At 61.9% G+C, this 16,847-nt stretch carries 17 protein-coding genes; 7 read left to right on the top strand and 10 right to left on the bottom strand.

Annotated features, from left to right (window positions below; translation table 11 throughout):
* Positions 1-7: 7 nt before the first annotated feature.
* Positions 8-673: a TetR/AcrR family transcriptional regulator gene (locus GDV60_RS23495; RefSeq protein ID WP_029292164.1), complete on the bottom strand. Its 666-nt coding sequence runs from the start codon at positions 671-673 to the stop codon at positions 8-10.
* Positions 674-744: 71 nt separating this feature from the next.
* Positions 745-2,640: a 3-dehydroshikimate dehydratase QuiC gene (quiC, locus tag GDV60_RS23500; protein WP_159908897.1), complete on the bottom strand. Its 1,896-nt coding sequence runs from the start codon at positions 2,638-2,640 to the stop codon at positions 745-747.
* Positions 2,641-2,893: 253 nt separating this feature from the next.
* On the opposite strand from quiC, the gene GDV60_RS23505 reads away from it, so the two are divergent.
* Positions 2,894-4,228 (top strand): MFS transporter, encoded by a 1,335-nt coding sequence (locus GDV60_RS23505; protein WP_029292168.1) that lies wholly within the window; start codon positions 2,894-2,896, stop codon positions 4,226-4,228.
* A 1-nt stretch (position 4,229) separates the two neighbouring features.
* On the opposite strand, the gene GDV60_RS23510 is transcribed toward GDV60_RS23505, so the two are convergent.
* Positions 4,230-5,108 (bottom strand): DMT family transporter, encoded by an 879-nt coding sequence (locus GDV60_RS23510; RefSeq protein WP_032861818.1) that lies wholly within the window; start codon positions 5,106-5,108, stop codon positions 4,230-4,232.
* Between the two features lie 193 nt (positions 5,109-5,301).
* Between GDV60_RS23510 and GDV60_RS23515 the strand changes: the two genes are divergently transcribed.
* The 3 genes from GDV60_RS23515 (at position 5,302) to GDV60_RS23525 (ending at position 7,738) form a co-directional block, all read left to right on the top strand.
* Entirely contained in the window at positions 5,302-5,715 is a 414-nt protein-coding gene (locus GDV60_RS23515; RefSeq protein WP_029292170.1) for a hypothetical protein, read from the top strand.
* A 157-nt stretch (positions 5,716-5,872) separates the two neighbouring features.
* Entirely contained in the window at positions 5,873-6,760 is an 888-nt protein-coding gene (locus GDV60_RS23520) for a neutral zinc metallopeptidase (RefSeq protein ID WP_029292172.1), read from the top strand.
* Positions 6,761-7,738 carry a hypothetical protein gene (locus GDV60_RS23525; RefSeq protein WP_029292174.1) on the top strand — a complete coding sequence of 326 codons (978 nt, stop codon included), beginning with the start codon at positions 6,761-6,763 and terminating at the stop codon, positions 7,736-7,738.
* Positions 7,739-7,874: 136 nt separating this feature from the next.
* Here GDV60_RS23525 and GDV60_RS23530 read toward each other — a convergent pair whose 3' ends face one another.
* The 3 genes from GDV60_RS23530 to GDV60_RS23540 all read right to left on the bottom strand — a co-directional run bounded on the left by GDV60_RS23530 (position 7,875) and on the right by GDV60_RS23540 (position 10,057).
* Complete coding sequence (locus GDV60_RS23530) at positions 7,875-8,462, bottom strand: HAD family hydrolase (protein WP_029292176.1); 588 nt, start codon at positions 8,460-8,462, stop codon at positions 7,875-7,877.
* Positions 8,459-9,328 carry an acyl-CoA thioesterase II gene (gene tesB, locus GDV60_RS23535; protein WP_029292178.1) on the bottom strand — a complete coding sequence of 290 codons (870 nt, stop codon included), beginning with the start codon at positions 9,326-9,328 and terminating at the stop codon, positions 8,459-8,461. Before tesB ends, GDV60_RS23530 begins: the two co-directional genes overlap by 4 nt.
* Before the next feature lie 159 nt (positions 9,329-9,487).
* Positions 9,488-10,057, bottom strand: a complete 570-nt coding sequence (locus GDV60_RS23540) for a GNAT family N-acetyltransferase (protein ID WP_070994176.1) — start codon at positions 10,055-10,057, stop codon at positions 9,488-9,490.
* A 75-nt stretch (positions 10,058-10,132) separates the two neighbouring features.
* On the opposite strand from GDV60_RS23540, the gene GDV60_RS23545 reads away from it, so the two are divergent.
* Positions 10,133-11,053, top strand: a complete 921-nt coding sequence (locus tag GDV60_RS23545) for a histone deacetylase (protein ID WP_029292181.1) — start codon at positions 10,133-10,135, stop codon at positions 11,051-11,053.
* Between the two features lie 174 nt (positions 11,054-11,227).
* On the top strand, positions 11,228-12,463 hold the full coding sequence (locus GDV60_RS23550; protein ID WP_133714645.1) for a TIGR03862 family flavoprotein: 1,236 nt from the start codon (positions 11,228-11,230) through the stop codon (positions 12,461-12,463).
* A gap of 118 nt (positions 12,464-12,581) precedes the next feature.
* Here the strand turns inward: GDV60_RS23550 and GDV60_RS23555 are convergent, their stop codons facing one another.
* On the bottom strand, positions 12,582-13,913 hold the full coding sequence (locus GDV60_RS23555; protein WP_070994178.1) for a DEAD/DEAH box helicase: 1,332 nt from the start codon (positions 13,911-13,913) through the stop codon (positions 12,582-12,584).
* A gap of 48 nt (positions 13,914-13,961) precedes the next feature.
* Complete coding sequence (yedA, locus tag GDV60_RS23560; RefSeq protein WP_029292188.1) at positions 13,962-14,858, bottom strand: drug/metabolite exporter YedA; 897 nt, start codon at positions 14,856-14,858, stop codon at positions 13,962-13,964.
* A 159-nt stretch (positions 14,859-15,017) separates the two neighbouring features.
* On the opposite strand from yedA, the gene GDV60_RS23565 reads away from it, so the two are divergent.
* The gene (locus GDV60_RS23565; protein ID WP_029292189.1) at positions 15,018-15,476 is read left to right on the top strand and encodes an Lrp/AsnC family transcriptional regulator; all 459 of its coding nucleotides are present in this window, start codon (positions 15,018-15,020) and stop codon (positions 15,474-15,476) included.
* Positions 15,477-15,642: 166 nt separating this feature from the next.
* Here GDV60_RS23565 and GDV60_RS23570 read toward each other — a convergent pair whose 3' ends face one another.
* Positions 15,643-16,254 carry a PolC-type DNA polymerase III gene (locus tag GDV60_RS23570; RefSeq protein WP_029292191.1) on the bottom strand — a complete coding sequence of 204 codons (612 nt, stop codon included), beginning with the start codon at positions 16,252-16,254 and terminating at the stop codon, positions 15,643-15,645.
* Between the two features lie 25 nt (positions 16,255-16,279).
* Complete coding sequence (locus GDV60_RS23575) at positions 16,280-16,756, bottom strand: NYN domain-containing protein (RefSeq protein ID WP_029292193.1); 477 nt, start codon at positions 16,754-16,756, stop codon at positions 16,280-16,282.
* Positions 16,757-16,847 lie beyond the last annotated feature (91 nt).

Raw genomic sequence — 16,847 nt, forward strand, 5'->3', positions numbered from 1 at the left:
CGGTGGATCAGGCCTGCAGGTAACGCAGCACCGACTCGCAGATCATCGCGCGATGCCGTTGCTTGATCGCGTCATCCGACAATTCGATCTGAAAGATCTCACTGAAAGTATGCCGGTTGGACACCCGGTAAAAGCTGAACGAATTGATCAGTAAATGCACATCCAACGGCTCCAGCCCTGCGCGAAACACCCCCAGTTCCGCCCCCCGGCGCAAGGTCGCGCCCAGCGCTTCGAGGATATTGCTGTTCATCGCCTTGATCGCATCCGACTGTTTCACATACTCGGCGTTGTGAATGTTCTCGATGCTGACGATCCGCACAAAATCCACATTCTGGTCATGGTGGTCGAAGGTGAACTCCACCAGGCGCCGAATCGCTTCCCGCGGCTCCAGCGCGGTGAGGTTCATCCGCGTCTCGGTGTTGCGGATATCACCGTAGAGTTTTTCCAGGACCTCGACGTACAACTGCTCCTTACTGCCGAAGTAGTAATAGATCATGCGTTTGGAGGTGTGGATGCGCTCGGCGATAGCGTCCACCCGCGCTCCGGAAAGCCCCTGCTGCACGAACTCTGCAATGGCCTCTTGCAAAATGTTCTCGCGGGTCTTTTCCGGGTTGTTCTTGCGACTCTTGCGCGGCGCCACGGGGGCGACGGGCAGTTCGGACGTCGGGGTCATGGTGCGCTCACGGCCATTTATGCAGGCCGTGATTATGGGCCGCCAGGTCTCACGAAGGAAGCGCCAACACCCTACAACTTGGCCTGGCGCAACGCCCCACTGCGCGACTTGGCCATCGCCGCCAGGCGTACCGCCACGTTGGCGGCGCCATAGCCGGCGTACCCGTTCTTGCGCTGGATAATCTCGAAGAAAAACCGTCCTTCGAAGGGCTCGGTGTACACATGAAACAGCTCACCGCCCTGGGCGTCACGGTCGTACAACACGTTGTAGTACGCCAGTTCGCTGAGGAACTGATCGTCGAAATCAAACCGCGCCGCGAGGTCATCGTAATAATTGAGCGGGATATCCAGCAGCGGCACGCCCGCCTCTTTGGCCCGGCTGACCTCGGCGAAAATATCCGCACAATCGAAGGCAATGTGATGCACCCCGGAGCCACGGTAGCTCGATAGCGCGTGGGAAATCGCCGTATTGCGGTTCTCGGAAATATTCAGCGGCAGGCGGATCGAGCTGCAGCGGCTACGCAGCGCCCGGCTCTTGACCAGGCCGTAGGGGTCCGGCAGCACCACCTCGTCGTCGGCCTCGAAATCCAACAGGCTCTTGTAGAACAGCACCCAACTGTCGAGGCTGTCGGCCGGCAGGGCCATGGCCATATGGTCGATGCGCAGCAAGCCGCCGCCGCTGGTGTTGGCGGCCTGCAGGTTGAAATCGGTGTCGTAGATCCCGCCCGCGTGCTGGTCCACCAGGTAGATCAGGCTGCCATCCGGCGCGCGGACCGCCGCCAGCTCCAGTTCATTGGGCCCGACCAGGCCGCGATAAGGTTGGCCCTTGTAGGCCACCGCCCGTTCCAGGGCCTTGGCGCTGTCCTTGACGCGCATCGCCGTAGCGCACAACGACGGGCCATGGGCCTCGAAAAAGTTGTGGGCAAAGGAGTAAGGCTCGCAGTTGAGGATCAGGTTGATATCGCCCTGGCGCAGCAGGCTGACGCTCTTGGAGCGGTGCTGCCCAGCCTTGACGAAGCCCAGGCGTTGCAGCCACTGGGTCAACCGGGCGCCAAGGTTTTCATCCACCGCGAATTCCAGGAACTCGATGCCGTCGTACTCGCTGGCGGCTGGGGTCTCAAACAGGATATCCACCGGCGCGGCCTGTTTTTCCAGGCGTTGGCGGGTCTTCTCTTCCAGGTACAGCAACGACCGCAAACCATCCGCCGCGTTGGCCCGGGTGGGCGCGGCGCGAAAGCCATCGTTGAAAATCTCCAGGGACAGCGGCCCGGTGTAGCCACTCTGGATGATCGGCGCGAGAAAGCCCGGCAGGTCGAACTCGCCCTGGCCGGGGAAGCAGCGAAAGTGCCGGCTCCACTCCAGCACGTCCATGGCCAGGATCGGCGCGTCGGCCATTTGCACAAAAAAGATCTTATCGCCAGGGATCTGGGCGATCGCCGTCGGATCGCCTTTGAGTGACAAGGTATGAAAACTGTCCAGCAACACCCCGAGGCTGGGGTGATCGATCTCGCGCACCAGTTGCCAGACCTGTTGCCAGGTGTTGACGTGCCGCCCCCAGGCCAAGGCTTCATAGCCAATGCGCAAGCCACGGCGGCCGGCGTGTTCGGCCAGCAGGCCGAGGTCATCACGCAGGATCGAATGCTCGCCCGTCGAGTCCGCCGAGGCATTGCTGCACACCAGCACCAGGTCAGTGCCCAGCTCCTGCATCAGGTCGAACTTGCGCTCGGCGCGCTCCAGGTTGCGCACCAGGCGATCGCGGCGGCATCCTTCAAAGTCACGAAACGGCTGGAACAACGTGATGGCAATACCCAGGTCGGCACACATCTGCCGCACCTCACGGGGGCTGCCGTCGTAATACAGCAAGTCGTTCTCGAAGATTTCCACCCCATCAAACCCGGCCGCAGCAATGGCTTCGAGCTTTTCCGGCAGGGTGCCGCTCAGGGAAACAGTGGCGATGGAACGTTGCATGGGGTGACTCCCGGCAATGAAGGCTGGTCTTATTTGCGGCAAATTATTGGCCGCGCGCGATAAAGCAGCAATTTAAAATGTACCAACCGGTTAGTTTTATGGGCGATTATCGAACACAATGGCGATTGGTGAATTGACGATTTTTTAGCCGCTGCGCACCATCGATTGCGCATCCAGGGCCGTTTTTTGTTGGCGCGCACCTGTGATCACGACCCAGAACACACCATAAAAATTTCAAAAACGGGTACCTCTCATGCCTTCGCAAAATTCCGCCGTGGCCCCGCGCCCCGGCAACCCGCAAGCGGCCATTGGCGACAAGATTCGCGGCGCCCTCGCCGTCGGCAAAACCCGCTGGGGCATGCTGGCCCTGGTGTTTTTCGCCACCACCCTGAACTACATCGACCGTGCCGCCCTGGGCGTGATGCAGCCGATCCTGGCCAAGGAGATGAGCTGGACGGCGATGGACTACGCCAACATCAACTTCTGGTTCCAGGTCGGCTACGCCATTGGTTTTGTCTTGCAAGGCCGGTTGATCGATCGGGTCGGCGTCAAGCGCGTGTTCTTCTGCGCGGTGCTGCTGTGGAGCATCGCCACCGGCGCCCACGGCCTGGCGACCTCGGCGGTGGGCTTTATGGTTTGCCGCTTTATCCTCGGCCTGACCGAAGCGGCCAACTACCCCGCCTGCGTCAAGACCACCCGCCTGTGGTTCCCCGCCGGTGAGCGCGCGGTGGCCACCGGCATCTTCAACGCCGGCACCAACGTCGGCGCCATGATGACCCCGATGCTGTTGCCGCTGGTGCTGCATGTGTGGGGTTGGCAGGCTGCCTTCCTGTGCATGGCGGCGCTGGGTGGGGTCTGGCTGGTGTTCTGGGGCCTGAAGTACTACAACCCCGAAGACCATCCGAGCGTGAAGCAATCGGAACTGGACTACGTGCAACAGGAAGTCGAGCCGGAACAACCTCGCGTGCCCTTCAGCCGTATCCTGCGCATGCGCGGCACATGGGCCTTCGCCATTGCCTACGCCCTGACCGCCCCGGTGTTCTGGTTCTACCTGTACTGGCTGCCGCCGTTTCTCAACCAGCAATACAACCTGGGGATCAACGTGACCCAGATGGGCATCCCGCTGATCATCATCTACCTGACGGCGGACTTCGGCAGCGTGGGCGGCGGGATTCTGTCCTCGTTCCTCATCGGTCGCGGCATGCAGCCGATCAAGGCGCGCTTGCTGTCGATGCTGCTGTTTGCCTGCTGCATCGTCGGCGTGATCATGGCTGCAGGCTCCAGCCAGCTATGGGTCGCGGTGTTTGCCATCTCCCTGGCCATCGGCGCACACCAGGCCTGGACCGCCAATATCTGGAGCCTGGTGATGGACTACACGCCCAAGCACATGATGAGCACGGTGTTCGGTTTTGGCGGGATGTGCGCGGCCATCGGCGGGATGTTCATGACGCAGATCGTCGGCCATATCCTGACCGTGACCAACAACAACTACACCGTGCTGTTCACCCTGATCCCGGCGATGTACTTCCTCGCCCTGACCTGGATGTACTTCATGGCGCCGCGCAAGATTCCGACGGTCGAGGTCTGACTCACCGCCGCCGCTGCTGCCAGGCAGCGGCCAACCCGCTCAGGCAGATCACTCCGATCCCGACCACCGTGGTCAGGTCCGGGGTGTGGTTGAACACCAGCCAGCCCAATAACCCCGCAAACACGATCTGGCAATAGCCGAACGGCGCCAGCAAGGCCGGCGCAGCGAAGCGGAAGGCCTGGGTCAGCATCAAGTGCGCGGTCATCCCGCAACTGCCCAGCGCCAGCATCAACAGGCCATGACCCAGGGTTGGCACCTCCCAGAAGAACGGCACCAGCGCGCTCATCACCAAGGTGTTGCACAGGCCGGCGAAGAAGTTGCTGGTGGTCGGGCTGTCGTACTGGCTGAGGATGCGGGTCAGCAGTTGGTAGAAACAGAAGAACAACGCCGAGACCAAGGGCAACAACACCGCCGGGGTGAACAACTCACCACCGGGATGCACGATGATGATCACCCCGACAAACCCGCAGATCACCGCCAGCCATTGGCCCCGCGTCACATGCTCGCCCAGCAGCGGCACCGACAGGGCCGTCACCAGGATCGGCGCGAGAAAGTTCACCGCCGTGGCTTCCGCCAGCGGGATGTAATGCAAGGCTGCGGTAAAAAACAGGCTGGTACCCAGCAGGCACAGGGCCCTGGCGACCTGCAACAACGGGCGTTTGCTGCGCAGCACGCGCAAGCCCGATTGCGGCAGGAAAATCCCCGCCATCAGCAGCGTATGCACCATGTAGCGGGCCCACACCACCATCACGATGGGATAGAACCCGGCCAGGTACTTGGACAAGGCGTCATGGCTGGAAAACAGGAGCGTCGCCAGTACAATCAGCGCGATGCCCTTGAAGGGATGGTTGACGCCGGAAAGAGGGGTGCTGAGGGTCATTGAATTCTCGTGCGTGACAGGCTGAAATGACCGCCGCAAGCAGTGGCACTCAACGCGCTAATCTAGAGCGGGTGGTGCATCGGTCTCAAGAGCATAACCAAACAGCGGGCGATCAGCGCACTAAATTGCCCAAACCCAGTCCAACGCTGCACGCCAGCCTGCCATTGCACGCTTTTTAACCAAGGCCCACTCCATGAAAAAATCCCTGTTGCTCCTTTCGACCCTCGCCCTGCTCAGCGCCTGCGATAAAGCCCCCGAGGCCCCGAAGCCGGCGCCGCCCTCGGTGCAGGCGACCCTGGTCCCGGAAACCCTGCCCACCGACAAATGGGTCGGCAAATGGATCGGCGTCGAAGGCCTGCACCTGACGGTCAGCAAAGACGACAGCATTGGCCGCGGGCACTACCTGCTGACCATGCAATACGGCCTTGATGCAGATGCCTCCGGCACCTTCAAGGGCGAGGCCGGCGAAGACGGCATCATCTTCAACCGCCCCGACGGCCCGCAAGTGCTGCGCGCCGGCGACGGTGCCGCGACCGGTTTGAAATGGCTGGCTGATAAAAAAGATTGCCTGGTGGTCAATACGGGCGAAGGGTATTGCCGCGAATAACGGCCATACTCAATCACCACAACCCCGATTACTGTAGGAGCGAGCTTGCTCGCGAAAGTCGTTAACGCTAACGCCGCATGCCTGGTTTAACGCGGTGCCTTTGCGTTTTTCGCGAGCAAGCTCGCCCCTACATAACGATCATCAAGAGGATTGCCACATGCTATGGAAAAAGGGTCGGCGCAGCGACAACGTGGTCGACGCGCGTAATGACGGCGGCGGTGGCGGCGGCATGCGCTTTGGCGGCGGCAAGGGCCTGAGCCTGACCGCTATCGTGCTGATCGTCGGCATCGGCCTGCTGACCGGCCAGGACCCGATGCAAATCCTCGGGCAACTGAGCGGCCAGATGACCGAGCAAGCCCCCTCGGTCAGCCCGCAAACACGCCAGGCACCACCGGCCAACGATGAACAGGCGGACTTCGTGCGTGCCGTGCTGGGCGATACCGAAGACACCTGGGGCCAGGTGTTCCAGGAAAACGGCCTGGCCTACAAGAATCCCAAGCTGATCCTGTTCCGTGGCCGAGTGAATTCCGCCTGCGGCGGCGCCACCTCCGCCAGCGGCCCGTTCTATTGCCCGGCCGACCAGCAGGTCTACCTGGACCTGGACTTCTTCCGGGAAATGTCCCAACGCTTCCAGGCGGCCGGCGATTTTGCCCAGGCTTATGTGATCGCCCACGAAGTGGGTCACCACGTGCAAACCCTGCTGGGGATTTCGTCGAAAATCCAGGTCGCGCGCCAGCAAGGCCGGCAGATGCAAGGCGATGGTGGCCTGCTGGTCCGCCAGGAACTGCAAGCCGACTGCTTCGCCGGGGTCTGGGCCAACCGTGCGCAAAAACGCCTGAACTGGCTGGAGCCGGGTGATATCGAAGAGGCGCTGAACGCTGCCAACGCCATCGGCGATGACCGCTTGCAGCAGCAGGGCCAAGGCCGCGTAGTACCGGACTCGTTCACCCATGGCACTTCGCAACAGCGCGTGCGCTGGTTCAAGACCGGGTTTGCCCAGGGCCAGATCAGCCAATGCGACACGTTTTCGGCCAAGAGTCTGTAAATGAATAAACGCTGCGGATGGCTGCTGGGCCTGCTGATCACCTGCTCGACCGCCACCCTGGCCGCCGGGCAGGCGGTCAAGGTGATCAGCCCCGATCGATTCACCCTGCAAGCCGGCGACCTGAGCCTGGGCCTTAGCCAGGACTGGCGCCAGCCGCTGCCACAGGTCACCCGCGCATTGATTATCGTGCATGGCCGGCTGCGCAACGCCCAGACCTACCTCAAAAGCGCCAAAGACGCCGCCGCCCACGCCGGGCAAAGTGCCAATACCCTGGTGATCGCGCCGCAGTTCCTCAACGACGCCGATGTCCAGCGCCATCACTTGGGCGACAGCGTGCTGCGCTGGCACGGTAATGCCTGGATGGCGGGCGAGTCGTCAATCGGCCATGGCCAGATCAGCTCCTACGGTGCCCTGGACCAAATCATCAAGCACCTGGGCAACCGCAAACTATTCCCGGCCCTCAAAGAAATAGTGATCGCCGGGCATTCCGGGGGTGGCCAGGTGGTGCAACGCTTTGCCCTGACCGGCCATGACCACCCGGCCCTGCAAGCGGCGGGGATCAGCCTGCGCTATGTGATTGCCAACCCGTCGTCCTATGCCTACTTCAGCCCGCAACGCCCGGTGCAATTCGCGCCGGCCAGTTGCTCAGGATTCAACGACTGGAAGTACGGCATGCAAAAGCTGCCGGCCTACGCCAACGGCCAAAGCCCCGAGCAACTGGAAAAAGCCTACGCCGCGCGCGAAATCACCTACCTGCTCGGCCAGCAGGACACAGACCCCAACCATCCGGCCCTGGACAAAAGCTGCGCAGCCGAGACCCAGGGCGCCTACCGGCTGATTCGCGGGCACAACTATTTCAACTACCTCAAGCAACGCCATCCGCAGTTGAGCCAGCGGTTGGTTGAAGTGCCAGGGGTTGGGCATGACGGCGACAAGATGTTCACCTCGCCGCAGGGGCAGGCGGTCCTGTTCCACTAATCCGTCAGACAAAACCCAATCAAAAATGTGGGAGCGGGCTTGCTCGCGAAAGCAGCCTGTCAGTTGATGCATGTGCCGACTGACACACCGCTTTCGCGAGCAAGCCCGCTCCCACATTTGATTTTTGATGCTTGCTTTAGATCATCTGGCGTAATGCCGCGCAGTCCCTGGCGTGCCAATCGGCCAATTCCGGCCATGGGTTTTCCGGCACGTTCACCAACACCGTCCGCGTCCCCGCCGCCCGCCCGCAATCGAGGTCGAAGCGATAGTCACCCACCATCACCATCTCGCCGGGGGCCACGTCCCAGGCCTGCGCCAGTTTCAGCAGGCCACCGGGGTCCGGCTTGGGCGGGGCGTCGTCGCGGCCCAACACATCTTCCACGGCAAAACAGTCCGCCAGGCCGATGGCCTGCAAGGTAATGTGAGCCAGTTCCTGGGCATTGCGCGTCAGGATCCCCAGGCGATAGCCTCGGGCCGCCAAGTCCCGCACCAATTCCACCGCGCCCGCAGCTGCCACCGAGCCCAGCGCCAGCTCGCGTTCATGCTCCAGCAACCAGGCATGCTTGGCCGCCGCTTCAGCCGCCGGCAACGCCGCCAAATGGGTGAGGATGTCGTCGGCAGGCGGAATGTCCAGGGCCACGCGGATCGCCGCGAAGTCATGCACAGCCACAGTCAGGGTGCCGTCCATATCAAACACCCAGTGTTTAACCTGCGCCAGGCTCATGCCCAATCCTTGCGATGCCGGATCAAGCCTTCCTGAGTCACCGAGGCCACCAGTTGACCGGCGCGGTTATACACGCTGCCACGGGAGAAGCCACGGGAATTGCCGGCCCATGGGCTGTCCATGGCGTACAGCAACCAGTCGTCGGCGCGCAGATCGGCGTGGAACCACAACGCGTGGTCGAGGCTGGCCACTTGCATATCCTTCTGCCACACCGTCTTGCCATGGGGCAGCAACGAGGTGGTCAGCAGGCCGAAGTCCGAGGCATAGGCCAGCAGGTATTTATGCAGCGCCGGTAAGTCGGCCAGGGCGCCATCGGCGCGGAACCACACGTATTTGACCGGATCGGTGGGCTGCGGGTTGAACGGGTCTTTTTCGGTCACCGGCCGCACTTCGATCGGCTTGGGGCACAGCAGTTTTTCGCGCATGGCTTCGGGAATCAGGTGCGCCCGTTGCTGGGTCAATTCCAACTCCGACGGCAAGTTCTCCGGCCCCACCACCACCGGCATGGTGGTCTGATGCTCGAAGCCTTCCTCGTCGTACTGGAACGAGGCGCTGCAGGTGAAGATCGGGTTGCCCTTCTGGATCGCCGTGACCCGGCGCGTGCTGAAGCTGCCGCCATCGCGTACCCGGTCCACTTGATAGACCACCGGCAGGCCGGCATCCCCAGGGCGCAGGAAATAGCCGTGCAACGAATGCACATGCCGCGCTTCTTCGACGGTCTGGCTGGCCGCCGACAGCGACTGGCCCAATACCTGGCCGCCGAACAGTTGGCGAAAGCCCAAGTCCTGGCTGCGGCCGCGAAAGAGGTTTTCTTCGATCGGTTCCAGGGTCAGCAAGTCGACCAGATCTTCCAACACTTGGCTCATACACTCTCCTCAGAGCAAAACGGTTTCTACCTTCTATTTTCTACTGTAGGAGCGAGCATGCTCGCGAAAAAACCAGAGACGCCGCTGGGTATCAGGCCCTGCGCGTTATCGTTGACGTTTTTCGCGAGTAAGCCCGCTCCTACAAGTATTACCGCCTGCTTATCCGTGCAGCGTGTCCAACCATTGGGCGCGGGTGATGCGATACAACACATGATGGCGCAGCGGATCGTCCGCCGCGAGCCTGGGGTGCTGAAAATCTGCGGCCGGATCGTAATGCATGCCGATGGCCTGCATGACTTTCTGCGACGGCAAGTTGGCCTCGGTGGTGAAGGCCACTATCTCGTCCAACTGCAAACGGTCAAAACCACAGCGCAATGCGGTCCAGGCCGCCTCACTGGCAAACCCCAGGCCCCAGTGCTCGCGGGCCAGGCGCCAGCCTATTTCCACCGCTGGGGTGAAGTCGGCGTCAAAGCCGACATTCAGCAACCCCGTCAGGCCGATAAACTCGCCGCTGTCCTTGCGTTCCAGGGCCCACAGGCCAAAGCCGTACTCGGCAAAATGCCCACGTATTCGCCCGATCAATGCCGCGCTTTCCAGGCGATCCAAGGGGGCCGGAAAATAGCGCATCACCTGCGGATCGGCGCACATCCGGGCAAACGCCGGCAGATCGCTGTCGCGCCACTGGCGCAGCACCAGGCGCGCGCTTTCCAACTCGAGTATCGGCTCCATCGTTCCCCTCCCTTGCCATGTGCGTGAGTGTACAGCGCTGTTAAGATCCGTCGCTGGTTCCTGTCAGAAATTGCCATGCCTTTGCCACTGATCTACCACGACGACTACAGCCCCGAGTTCCCGGCGGATCATCGCTTCCCCATGGACAAGTTCCGGCTGCTGCGCGATCACCTGGTCGACAGCGGCCTGACCCAGGACAGCCAACTGCTGCGCCCACAATTATGCCCGGCCGAGGTCCTCGCCCTGGCCCATGACCCTGGCTATATCGAACGCTATATGAGCGGTGAGTTGTCCCGCGAAGACCAACGGCGCCTGGGCCTGCCCTGGAGCGAAGCCCTGGCCCGGCGCACCGTGCGCGCGGTCGGCGGCTCGTTGCTGGCGGCCGAACAGGCCCTGGAACACGGCCTGGCCTGCCACCTGGCGGGCGGCACCCACCACGCCCACTACGACTACCCGGCGGGCTTTTGCATCTTCAATGACCTGGCGGTGATCAGCCACTACCTGCTGGCCAGCGGGCGGGTCAACCGCGTGCTGATCTTCGACTGCGACGTGCATCAAGGCGATGGCACCGCGCGCATCCTCCACGACACGCCGGATGCCATTACCGTGTCCCTGCACTGCGAAAAGAACTTCCCGGCGCGCAAGGCCACCAGCGACTGGGATATCCCGCTGCCCATGGGCATGGGCGATGCCGACTACCTCAAGGTGGTGGACGACGCCCTCAACTACCTGCTGCCGCTCTACCAGCCCGACCTGGTGCTGTATGACGCGGGTGTCGATGTGCACAAGGACGACGCCCTGGGTTATCTCAAGCTGACAGACGCAGGCGTCGCCGCTCGTGATGAAAGCGTGATGCGCCATTGCCTGGGCCGCGACATCCCGGTGGTGGGCGTAATTGGCGGCGGCTACAGCAAGGATCGCCCTGCCCTGGCCCGTCGCCATGGCATCCTGCATCACAGTGCCCAACGGGTGTGGACATCATCAGGCTGTCATTGAAGTGTGGGTGCGTTACCCACAATGCCTGTGGAACGGCCTGTGGATAAGTTGAGCGTAAGCGCCTGCAAGGCACACGCCACATAGGGTGTAGGAACGTGTACGTTTTTTGATCAGGCAGTTTCGCGGTGCTCGGGTAGAATGCTCGGCCTACTTCGCCGAACCGCAGTCACCGCCATGCCCCAGATCCCAGCCCAGCTCCCTCACGTCACGATCATCGGTGGCGGCCCCGCCGGGCTGATGGCCGCCGAAGTATTGAGCCAGGCCGGGGTCCGAGTGGACCTGTATGACGGCATGCCATCGGTGGGTCGCAAGTTCCTGCTGGCCGGGGTTGGCGGCATGAACATCACCCATTCCGAGGCCTACCCGGCATTTCTCTCACGCTACGCCGAGCGCGCACCCGACATCGCCCCTTTGCTGCGCCAGTTTGGCGCCGAGGCGTTGTGCGAATGGATCCATGGGCTGGGGATAGAAACCTTTGTCGGCAGCTCTGGCCGGGTGTTTCCCACCGATATGAAAGCCGCGCCGCTGCTGCGCGCCTGGCTCAAGCGCTTGCGCGACCAAGGGGTAGTTATCCACACCCGCCACCGCTGGCAGGGCTGGAATGCCGACGGCGGATTAATTATCCACAGCCCGGATGGCGAGAAAACTGTCCACAGCGATGCCGTGCTCCTGGCGCTCGGCGGCGGCAGTTGGTCGCGCCTGGGTTCCGACGGCGCCTGGCTCAAGTTGCTGGAAGCCCAAGGCGTGCCTTACGCCCCGCTGCAACCGAGCAACTGTGGCTTCGAGGTAACAGCCTGGAGCGACTTGATGGTGAGCAAATTCGCCGGAGCACCGCTGAAAAACGTCGCCATCGGTTTGGCAGATGACAAACCCCGATTGGGCGAATGCGTGATCACCTCGACCGGTATCGAGGGCAGTTTGATCTACGCCCTGTCGGCGCCGATTCGCGAAGCCATCAACCGCGACGGCTCAGCCACCGTGCATATCGACCTGCTGCCGGGCAAGCCGCTGGACAAGGTGCAGGCGGCACTGGCCAAACCCCGTGGCTCACGTTCGATGAGCAAGCATTTGCACAGTCAGTTGGGGTTGGATGGGGTGAAGGCCGCGCTGTTGCGCGAGTTGGCGCCTGCCGAACATTTCAACGACCCGCAGCAATTGGCCGTCGATATCAAGGCTCTGCCGCTGCCCCTGGTGAAAACCCGGCCAATGGACGAAGCCATCAGCACCGCAGGCGGCGTGTCGTTTGAGGCACTGGATGAGCGCTTGATGCTCAAGCAATTGCCGGGAGTGTTCTGTGCCGGAGAGATGCTGGACTGGGAAGCGCCGACGGGCGGGTATTTGCTGACGGGGTGTTTTGCCAGTGGGCGGGCTGCGGGGCGCGGGGTGTTGGAATGGCTCCAACGCCAATAGTTGCGGCGAACTCAGGTCCGCCATCGCAGGCAAGCCAGCTCCCACATTTGAATGGGTTCACAGTTCAAAATGTGGGAGCTGGCTTGCCTGCGATGAGGCCCTGACAGGCAGCAAAGAATTACTTCTTCTTACGCGGCCCGGTATTAAAGACCGGCACCTTGCGCACCGGCTTGATCGAAGGCTCGGCCGCCACTTCACCGCTCTCCACCCACTTGCCCAGGTTGCGCTTGCCGCCACCACCCGAGGTCTTGGGCTTCTTCGGTTTTTTCGGCTTCTTCACCACCTGGCCACTGGCATCGGTGTCCGGCACGCGGTGTTCCGGTTCGAAGTCCTGTTCCATTTTGCGGGTCAGGGTCTGGCGGGTCAGCATCTCGATGGCCGAAAGCATATTCACTTCATCGGCACACACCAGGGAAATCGCCTCGCCGGTGTTGCCAGCCCGGCCAGTACGGCCGATGCGGTGGATGTAATCCTCGGCGACAATCGGCAGGTCAAAGTTGACCACCATCGGCAAATCTTCGATATCCAGACCACGGGCCGCCACATCGGTGGCCACCAGGATCTGCACATCGCTGGCCTTGAAGCGGTCCAGGGCACGTTGGCGCGTAGCTTGTGGCTTGTCGCCGTGGATGCCGTCGGCATTGATCCCCAAGCCTTGTAGCTTATCTACCAGCGCATCCACGCCATTGCGGGTCTTGGCGAACACCAGTACCTGCTTCCACTTGCCCTTGCGCATCAGGTGCACAAACAGCTCGGCCTTGCGCTTCTTGTCCACCGGCACCACCCATTGCTTGACGGTGTTGGCGGCGACGTTGCGCGGGCTGACTTCAATGCTCAAAGGGTCATTGAGCATCTGCCCGGCCAGCAGGCGGATATCGTCGGAGAAGGTCGCGGAAAACAGCAGGGTCTGGCGCTTTTTCGGCAGCATGCGGTAAATGTTCGCCAGTTCTTCCGAGAAGCCCAGGTCGAGCATGCGGTCGGCTTCATCCAGCACCAGGGTTTGCAGCTGATTGAGTTTCAGCGCGTTCTGGCGGAACAGGTCGATCAAGCGCCCAGGGGTGGCAACCAGAATGTCGACGCCCTTGCGCAGCTTCATCATCTGCGGGTTGATGCTCACCCCGCCATACACCGCGTAGGTGGTCAGGGGCAGATGTTCGGCGTATTGGGCAACGCTGGCGTGAACCTGCTCGGCCAACTCGCGGGTGGGGCACAGGATCAGCGCACGCACCGAGTTGGCGGTGACCTTCGGCCCTTCCATGGTCAGCAGTTGCAGGAGCGGCACGGCAAAGCCGGCAGTCTTGCCGGTACCGGTCTGGGCCGCGGCCATCAGGTCGCGACCGGCCAGCACCGCCGGAATGGCTTGCGCCTGCACCGGCGTCGGGGTCTGGTAGCCAAGCGCCTCAAGGGCGCGCAGCAAGGGTTCGATCAGGCCAAGTGTGGCGAAAGTCATGTGTTTACCGTAGGAAAAATTCAGCGCAAGGGCGTAATGCGCGGCAGTTTACCTTATTTCCGGCTTCGGCTTACGCCACTGGGGCAGGCTGATCAACAGCACAGCGCTGATGATCACGAGCATCGCCAGGGCTTCTTCCAGGCCGATGGTCTCGCCGACAAACACAATCCCCAGCAATACCGCCACGGCCGGGTTGACGTAGGCATAGCTGGTGGCCGCTGCCGGACGCACATGCTTGAGCAGGTACATATAAGCGTTGAAGGCGATGATCGAGCCAAACACGGTCAGGTAAGCCAGGGCCAGCCAACCTTCCACCGGCGGCATCGCCTCCAGGTGTTCGCCCTTGAGTGCGCTGCCGATCAACAGCACCACACCGGCGATCAGCATTTCGGCGGCGCTAGCCATGGCGCCCTGAGGCAACGGCAAGTGCCGGCTCCAGACCGAACCAAACGCCCAGGAAGCGGCGGCGAACAACAGCAGCCCAGCGCCCAGCGGGCTCGACTGCAGGTTGGAGCCCATGTTGAGCATGGCGATGCCGATCATCCCCAGAATCACCCCGGCCCATTCCAGACGGGTATTACGCGCGCCCCAGAAATAGCCACAGAGCAAGGTAAACAGCGGCACCGTCGCCACGGCCAGCGCGGCGACGCCGGAGGTCACGCCGGTGTGTTCAGCCACACTCACGGCGCCATTGCCGAACGTCAGCAGCAAAATGCCGATCATGCCCGCGGCTTTCCACTGCGCCCAGGTCGGCGCCGGCACCCCGCGCCAGCGCAAGTAGCCATACATCAGCGCCCCCGCCGTACAAAAGCGAATCCCCGCCAGCATCAACGGCGGCCAGTACTCCACGCCAATGCGGATAACCAGGTAGGTAGAACCCCAGATCACGTACAACGCAAAAAAAGCGGCGATCAACGGTAACGGAAAACGACGTGGGCCAGGCATGGGCAGCTCTGCGGCAAGACAAGGGATCGCTATTTTAGGAATCCGCGCCAGTAAACATAAGTTACAAAACCTGTTTAAAGCGCCCATACACTTTTCAAATCATGGTTATCAAGGCTATAAGCCTTGTATTCGAAAGCCCCCTACTGCCAGAGCCTTATCATGGACAAATACGACCGCATGCTCCTCAGCGCCCTGCTGGAGGATGGCCGCGCCACCTACGCACAACTGGCCCGTACCGTTAACCTCTCCGCCCCCGCCGTGGCCGAACGCGTGGCCAAGCTGGAGGCCAGCGGCGTAATCACCGGCTACCAGGCCAAGGTCGACCTGTCCAAGATCGGCTTGCCGATCCAATGTACGATCGAACTGCGCTTGACCAACAACGGCAGCCAGAAGGTGTACGACGCCCTGGCAGAAATCCCCGAACTGACCGAATGCCACCGGGTCACCGGCGACCCCTGCGTGATCATGCAAGCGGCGGTGGGTTCGATGCCGGAATTGGAAAACCTGATCAACCGGGTGGCAAAGTTTGGCTTCAGCAAGACCTCGATCATCCTGTCGAGCGCCATAGAGCGGCGGGTGCCGTTGGGGCATTTGGAAGGGAAGAATGGCGGTGCCTGAGCACAGGCCTACTGTTGATCGGGTTGCCGGGGCTGGATGCGAATAAGTGTAGAAGCGGGCTTGCCCGCGATGGCGGTGCGTCAGGCCCGAATGGCTAAACTGACCCACCGCCATCGCGGGCAAGCCCACTCCCACAGTTTGATCTTGGTTGTGCTCGGGATTGCTATCAGAACCCGCGATGTTTCTTCAGATGATCATTGATCTTCGCCGCCGGCACTTTCTGCAAACTGCACAGCAGGTCATGGGACAACTCGCGCAAGCCATGGGCACGGCGCAGTTCCTGCGCCAGGTGGGCGGTGAGGTTGGCTGCCATTTCCGCGTCGGCCATGGCCCGGTGAGCCTTGCCGGTGTGGGGCAACTGAGCGTAGGAGGTCAGGGTGCCAAGCTTGTGGTTCGGTGCGGCAGGCATCAGCCGGCGCGCCAACAGTAGCGAACAGGCGAATTTTTGCAGGCGGGTGCGGCGGATCAGGCCCAGTTCGAAGTCCCAGAACTTCTGGTCGAACGCGGCGTTGTGCGCCAGCAGCGGCGTGGTGCCGACAAACTCATTGACCTCGTTCATCACCCGCTCCGCCGGCGGCGCGCTGCGCAGCATGGCGTTGCTGATGCCGGTCAGTTGCTCGATAAACCCCGGCACGCGCACGCCGGCGTTCATCAGGCTCTGGTAGCGGTCCACGATCTGGCCCTGCTCCAGGATGACCACGGCAATTTCCGTGGCCCGGCAACTGCTGCTCGGCGAAATGCCGGTGGTTTCAAAGTCGATGACCGCTATACGTTCCAAACCTGTTCCAACCCCATCTGAAAATCTATTTGAGCAACAACGCGCCTTCGATAGGCACGTAGCGGCTGGCCGCGCGGATCAACGAGTTGGCCGTCAGCCCCGGCACGCCGTAGGCCACGGCTTCGACGCCATGTTTATGAATGATGCGATCGAGCAACATGTCGAAATCGCCATCACCCGAGGCCAGCACTATTTCGTCGACATGGTCGGCAGCGTCCATGATGTCGATGGTGATGCCCACGTCCCAATCGCCTTTGGCCGAGCCATCGCTGCGCTGGATGTAAGGCTTGAGCTTCACGGTAAAGCCCAGGTTGCGCAGGATCTGCTGGAACTGCTGCTGCTTGCTGTCGCCACGGTCGATGGCGTAGGCATACGCCTCGACGATCTGCCCGCGCTGGCTGATATCAGCCCACAGGGCGGCGTAGTTGAAGTGGCAGCCATAAGCCTGGCGCACGGTGTAGTAGAGGTTCTGCACATCGGCGAACACTGCTATTTTTTTCACCGCATATCCTCATGGCACCGGGGACGTGATGGCCCGCAAAGGCGCTCAGTATGCCAGCCAAGAGGAGGTTTCCGAGAAAAATCAGACCGGG

Source organism: Pseudomonas sp. DTU12.1 (assembly GCF_009873475.1).
Classification (GTDB): domain Bacteria; phylum Pseudomonadota; class Gammaproteobacteria; order Pseudomonadales; family Pseudomonadaceae; genus Aquipseudomonas; species Aquipseudomonas proteolytica.